Annotated in this window: 4 protein-coding genes and 3 pseudogenes; 3 read left to right on the forward strand and 4 right to left on the reverse strand. The window is 69.3% G+C overall.

The genetic code is table 11. The annotated features are described in order from the left end of the window. Nucleotides 1-12 precede the first annotated feature (12 nt). Nucleotides 13-669 (forward strand): annotated as a pseudogene (locus C2L59_RS46565) (leucine zipper domain-containing protein); the annotation flags it as partial. A gap of 21 nt (nt 670-690) precedes the next feature. On the opposite strand, the gene C2L59_RS46570 reads toward C2L59_RS46565, so the two are convergent. Continuing rightward, the gene (locus C2L59_RS46570) at nt 691-1,263 is read right to left on the reverse strand and encodes a flavin reductase family protein (protein ID WP_103355986.1); all 573 of its coding nucleotides are present in this window, start codon (nt 1,261-1,263) and stop codon (nt 691-693) included. A gap of 104 nt (nt 1,264-1,367) precedes the next feature. Continuing rightward, nucleotides 1,368-2,081, reverse strand: a complete 714-nt coding sequence (locus C2L59_RS46575; RefSeq protein ID WP_158263173.1) for a GntR family transcriptional regulator — start codon at nt 2,079-2,081, stop codon at nt 1,368-1,370. Between the two features lie 163 nt (nt 2,082-2,244). Here C2L59_RS46575 and C2L59_RS46580 point away from each other — a divergent pair, with 163 nt between their 5' ends. Then, nucleotides 2,245-2,772 carry a nuclear transport factor 2 family protein gene (locus C2L59_RS46580; protein WP_103355989.1) on the forward strand — a complete coding sequence of 176 codons (528 nt, stop codon included), beginning with the start codon at nt 2,245-2,247 and terminating at the stop codon, nt 2,770-2,772. 59 nt (nt 2,773-2,831) lie between these two features. Next, nucleotides 2,832-4,094 (forward strand): acyl-CoA dehydrogenase family protein, encoded by a 1,263-nt coding sequence (locus tag C2L59_RS46585; RefSeq protein ID WP_146060549.1) that lies wholly within the window; start codon nt 2,832-2,834, stop codon nt 4,092-4,094. A 990-nt stretch (nt 4,095-5,084) separates the two neighbouring features. Here C2L59_RS46585 and C2L59_RS48420 read toward each other — a convergent pair. Further along, nucleotides 5,085-5,306 (reverse strand): annotated as a pseudogene (locus C2L59_RS48420) (hypothetical protein); the annotation flags it as partial. Between the two features lie 223 nt (nt 5,307-5,529). After that, a pseudogene (locus tag C2L59_RS50565) lies at nt 5,530-5,610 on the reverse strand (TetR family transcriptional regulator); the annotation flags it as partial. Nucleotides 5,611-5,653 lie beyond the last annotated feature (43 nt).

The following is a 5,653-nucleotide window of genomic DNA, read 5'->3' on the forward strand; positions in this document are numbered from 1 at the left end:
CCGGAGGCCTTCGTGTCCCACCCTAACGCCACCCTGACCCCACGCACCCGGCTGCGGCTGGCGCGTCTGATCGTCGAGCAGGGCTGGACCTGTACCGCAGCGGCGAAGATGTTCATGGTCGCCGCCAGGACCGCTCGCAAATGGGCCGAGCGCTACCGCGCCGAAGGCGCAGCTGGGATGGCGGATCGCAGCTCACGCCCGCATCGCAGCCCTGCCCGCACACCCGAGCACCTGGTCCGCGCGATCGTGCGGTTGCGGTGGCGCATGCGGCTCGGGCCGGTGCAGATCGGCGGCCGGCTCGGCCTGCCCGCCTCGACGGTGCACGCGGTGCTGGTGCGCTGCCGGATCAACCGCCTGTCCCGCATCGACCGGGTCACCGGCGAACCGCTGCGCCGCTACGAGCACGACCACCCCGGTTCGCTGCTGCATGTCGATGTCACCAAGTTCGGCAACATCCCCAATGGCGGCGGGCACCGGTTCGTGGGCCGGGCCCAAGGCGACCGCAACCGGGCCGCGACCCCGGGCAAGCCCCGCAACGCCTACCGCAACCCCAAGATCGGGGTCGCGTTCGTGCACACGGTGATCGACGACCATTCCCGTGTCGCCTACGCCGAGATCCACGCCGATGAGACCGCTGCCACCGCCACCGCGGTGCTCCAGCGCGCGGTTACCAAGCCGCCGGTCACCCGGCTAACCAACCTCCCTGAACATCACAGCTAGCTGCGCCGCCTGGATCAGCTCCGGATCCGGTGCGGCGATAAACGATCCGGTCGAGAACTTCCCGTATCCGCCTTGGAAGAACAGCAACGGCAAGGTCGAGCGGGCGACGCCGAGCTCTTGCACCCGGCCGAGGACGATGTAGTGGTCACCCGCCTCGCGCACCTCCTCGAACGTGCACTCGATCCAGGACACTGCGCCGTCGAGGACAGGTGAGCCGAGGGGTCCTGGCCGCCAGCGCACGCCCTCGAACTTGGCCGCGCCGGCGGTCGCCATCTGGCGACACAGCGGTTCCTGGTCGGATGCCAGGACGTTGATGCAGAACGCAGCGGCGTCCCTGAACCGTGCGAAGCTCCTCGAGTTCCTTGCGGGAATAAAGGCGATAAGAGGTGGATGCAGGGAGACCGAGGTGAACGTTCCGACGACCATGCCTTCCGGGATGCCGTCCTCGGACATCGCGGTGACGACGGCTACCCCGGTCGGGTAGTGACCGAGCGTCTCGCGGAACAGTGCGGGGTCAATCGTCGCCTGGCCGACGTCGATCATCGTCAACTCCTGCCGGGTCCGAATGCGTCGTCGAGGTCGAAACATGTCTCAGAGAGATTAGTGACATGTTACGAGAGCCGGCACGCTCTGTGTCAAGCGTCGCTTCATCGCGGCGGCAGGATACTGACCTCGCTACTCATCACCGTGGGCCACCTGATGACGGCCCGGAGCACCCGCTGGTGAACGTCGTCGATATAACGCTGGGCGTGCTCGGCGGCCTTATCCACATCCCCCTCGTCGAGGATGTGGCGCACCCAGTGGCCGGCCGGGCCCGTCGCGGCGCTCGTGCGCCCCGAGGTCAGCAGCAGAGCCCGGATGCGGCTCATGTCGCCCATGAGCCGCTGAAAGAAGTTGATCAAGTACGTGTTGCCGGTGGCCTCGGCCAGGAGCTCGAAGGTCCTGTTGACCACGTCGATGTCGAGGAGGGGCGAGGGCGATCCGCCCTGTTCCCGAGTGAGCACGTCCAATTCGTCGAACGCCTTCCGCGCCGCGTCGAGCTGCGCTTCGCTCGCCTGGCGCAGGCCGAGCCGGATAATCTCGGGTCCCACTATTTCCCAGACGACAAACAGGTCGTCAATGGACTTCGGCGTCAACGGCGTAACCTGGTAGCCCTTGCGGGGCAGGGTGCGGATCAAGCCTTCGTGATCGAGGCGGGTCAGGGCGTCGCGCAGGGGTGCAGTACTGAAGCCCAGGTCGGCCGCCAACTGCTTCTCCGTGAGCCGCTGCCCAGGCGCCAGACGGCAGGCGATGATGTCACCCCTCAGCCGTCGGTAGGCCGCCTCGTTCAGCGAGACGCGAGAGTCGGACACGTCAGTCACCGGGTCACCCCATCGAGTCGTTGCCTCGCAGTGGAAGCCCACTGGGCAGCCAGACTATCGGTGAGCGAGCCCGGAATCGTGTCTTGACACGCGTCATTCGACGAGTCTAAACATGACACAAACAAGCAGTGACATTTCACAAAGCAGGATGGAGACCGGCAGCGTGGCTGACACCGAGGACAAGGCAGCGATCATCGAACTGCTCAATCTGTACGGGTTCGCCCTGGACGCGCACGCCTGGGACCTGTTCGACCTCGTCTTCTCCGAGGACGTGATCGCCGAGTTCGGTCCGGCCGGCAACGCCTGGGAAGGCCTGGATAACTTCAAGCGGTCCTTCGCGGAGTTCCACGAGACGTTGGACAGCCACCAGCACACGATGATGGGGCAGCTGGTCCACGTCGACGGCGATCGCGCCAACGCCTTCAGCTACGGGAACTGGCTGCTCATCCGGGAGGCAGCCGAGGACGGCCCCACGTGGACGGGCACCGGCTGGTACGACGACGAGCTCGTCCGCACCGAGGCCGGCTGGCGCATCCGGCACCGCGTCTGCCGGCTGATGTCCTGGACCGGCAACCCGTTCGTGCCCGAGCCGAACGCCGAGCACCGGCCCGACATGAAGCTCAACGTCCTGCGTGAGCACGCCGAGGCCGGCCGGGTCGCCTACCTCAACGCCATCAAGGCGACCCGGTGACGGCGACCACCGGCGAAGTTCCGTATCCCCTGAAGGACCGACCCGACACGGAGACCACGATGCTCGTCACCGACGACAGGCCTACCACGCTCGCTACAGTCCTGGAGAAGGTGCACGAGCTCGGTCCGACCCTGCGCGCCGCCGCGCTGGAAGCGGAACGTGCCGGCCGCCACTCCGACACGATGATCGCCGCTCTCGACGCCACCGGCGCCTTCGACATCGCCAGTCCGGCGGAGTTCGGCGGCGCCGAACTGCCGGTCCGGGACCAGCTCGATGTTGTCACCGAGGTGTCGTCGTGGGATGGCTCGGCCGGGTGGACGGTGTGGGTGGCGGCCTCGACGAACTGGATCCCGGCCGGCTCGGGCGCCAAGGTCATCGAGGAGGTCTACGGCCCCGCGTGGGTCGGCCCCCGCGTAGCCGGATCGAGCCACTTCCCGGCCACCAGAGGACGCGCGAAGCGGGTCGACGACGGCTGGATCATCTCCGGCGGCCCCTGGACGTTCGGCAGCGACGCGCTGTGGGCGCCGTACACGAACCTGGGCTGCATGGCAGACGACGGCGACGACCGCTACCTCGTCGGAGTCCAGGTTCCCCGCGACGAGCTCCGGTTCCTCGACGACTGGCAGGTCGCCGGCATGCGCGCCACGGGCAGCGTCTCCCTCACCCTCTCAGCCGACGAGCTGTTCGTCCCTGCTCACCGCGTCGCCGACTTCCGCGACGTCGTGGCCGGCACCCTGGACAACGGCCTGGCCGGCTCGCTGTGGAAGGCCCCCTCGCTCGGGTGGGCGTTCAGCCTCATGGCCGGAATGTCGGTCGGAATCGCCCAAGGCGCGCTGGGCCGCTTCCTCGAGCGCTCCGCCGGGCGGCCAATCCGCGGCACGACCTACAAGAACCAGCTCGAGGCGCCACTGACGCACCTCATGCTCACCGAGGTCCACAGCAAGATCCGGTCGGCGACGCTGATGGCGCAGGCCAACGCGGCCGAGACCGACCGTCTGGGCGAGCTCGCCGCCGCCGGTACGCCCGCATCGCCGGAGTACCTGCAGCACTTCAGCGCGCGGGTGCTCGCCGAGACCGCCTACGCCGCCAAGTGGTGCGCCGAGGCGATCGAGCTGCTTCAGCGCAACTCCGGCTCCACTGCGATCATGGACTTCGAGCACATCCAGCGGGCCTGGCGCGACGCGCGCGTCATCACCCTCCACGGCGCGCTGAACCTCGAAGCGCTCTCGGAGAACTACGGGCGCCTCATGGCCGGCATCCAGCCCCACGACTTCGCCGGGATCACCACCCTCAACCGGTCCGCTGCGGGCAAGGCCGGCTGATCAGCGGTGTCGCTCGCCAGAGACTTCGGCACGGTGCGCGCAGTCCCGGTGGATGCCCTCGCCGCCGAGCCGCGCTTGGGCTCGACGGTGCTGCCGCGCCGAACGGCCGGTACGACGCTGGTCGCGGTGGCCGCGGCGCCGCTGAATCCGCTGGACGTGCAGATCGCGTCCGGCTCGTTCCACTCGGTCCGTCACGAAACCCCCTACGAGTGCGTGGGCGGCGTGCTGGGATCTGACCCGCACGAGCCCGGCTCCTGGGTGTACGCCGAGCGCCACGCCGCACCGGCCACGCCGGGGGCGTTTGCCGATCGGGTGCTCGTCGCCGACGTGAACGTGCTGCTGGCCGCTCGCGGCATCGACCCGGTGCCGGCCGCCGCAGTCGGCAACTCAGGCACCGTGGCCTACCTGCCGCTGACGGAGATCGCCGGCCCGCGTCGCGGCGAGACGGTACTGGTGCTGGGCGCCACCGGCGCCGTGGGTCAGCTCGCGGTGCAGATCGCCCGACGAATTGGGTGCGGAGCGGGTGATCGGCGTCGGCCGGGACCACGCAGCGCTGCAACGCGTGCTCGTGCTCGGCGCCGGACGGCGCCGTCGCCCTGCACCCCGCAGGAAAGCCGAGACGACCTCGCCCCGGCTACCTCCCGCGGCGGGACCGGTGGACGTCGTCCTCGCGACCAGTGGCCCCGGGTCCTGCTGTCGCACAACAACTCCGGCCATACGCACTGGAACCTCCTACCCGAGTCCGAGGCCGGTGTCCCGCCGGGAAAGGTGCGCACCCTGGACGAGGTCTACACCTGGGACCAGACCCTCAGCCAAGGTCTGGTCATCAACGTCGACCACCCCGCCCCTCGGCACGATCCGGCTGCCGGGACCGCCGCTGCGGATGGCGAGCCTCGACGGCACCGAGGTTCCGCGGACCCACACCGCTCCGCCTGCGCCGGGCGAGCACGACAAGGAGATCCGCGCGTGGCCGGACGCCGGGTGAAACCGTCAGCCGGTCAGGACCTGCTGGATCGCGGGACCGACGGTCGCCACGATCTGTTCGGTGTCGGCAGCGACGATCACGGGCACCCCGATGATCCGCCTGCTGGTGACGATGCCGACCAGCATCGCCGCGGCCAGGCCGGCGCGCAGCATCGCATCGCCACCGCCACCGGCGCCGTGCAGCAACCGGGACTGGATAAACTCGCGCAGCTGCACGCACGCGTTCTCGTTGCCGACCGCGCCCCCGCAGCATCGCCATCAGGGGCTCCGACTCCTCAGCGCTGCCCTCCCACGCACGCAGATACGCGCGCACCACGCGTTCGCCGAGGTGCTCGTCCGGCCCCTCGAAAGCAGTCTCGAACCGCTCCAGCGCCGACACGGGGACGGCCATGACGGCGGCGAAGAGGTCGTCCTTCGAGCGGAAGAACTGCATCACCTGGGAGGCGTCCACCCCGGCGTCGGCGGCGATCCGGCGGATCGTGGTCCCGGCGAAGCCGTCACGGGCGAACCGCGCTCTCGCCGCGTCGAGCACCGCCTGCCTTGTGCTGCCGGGTCCGGGCTTGCGGCCGCGACGG

This window comes from Amycolatopsis sp. CA-128772 (assembly GCF_002904295.1).
Lineage (GTDB): Bacteria > Actinomycetota > Actinomycetes > Mycobacteriales > Pseudonocardiaceae > Amycolatopsis.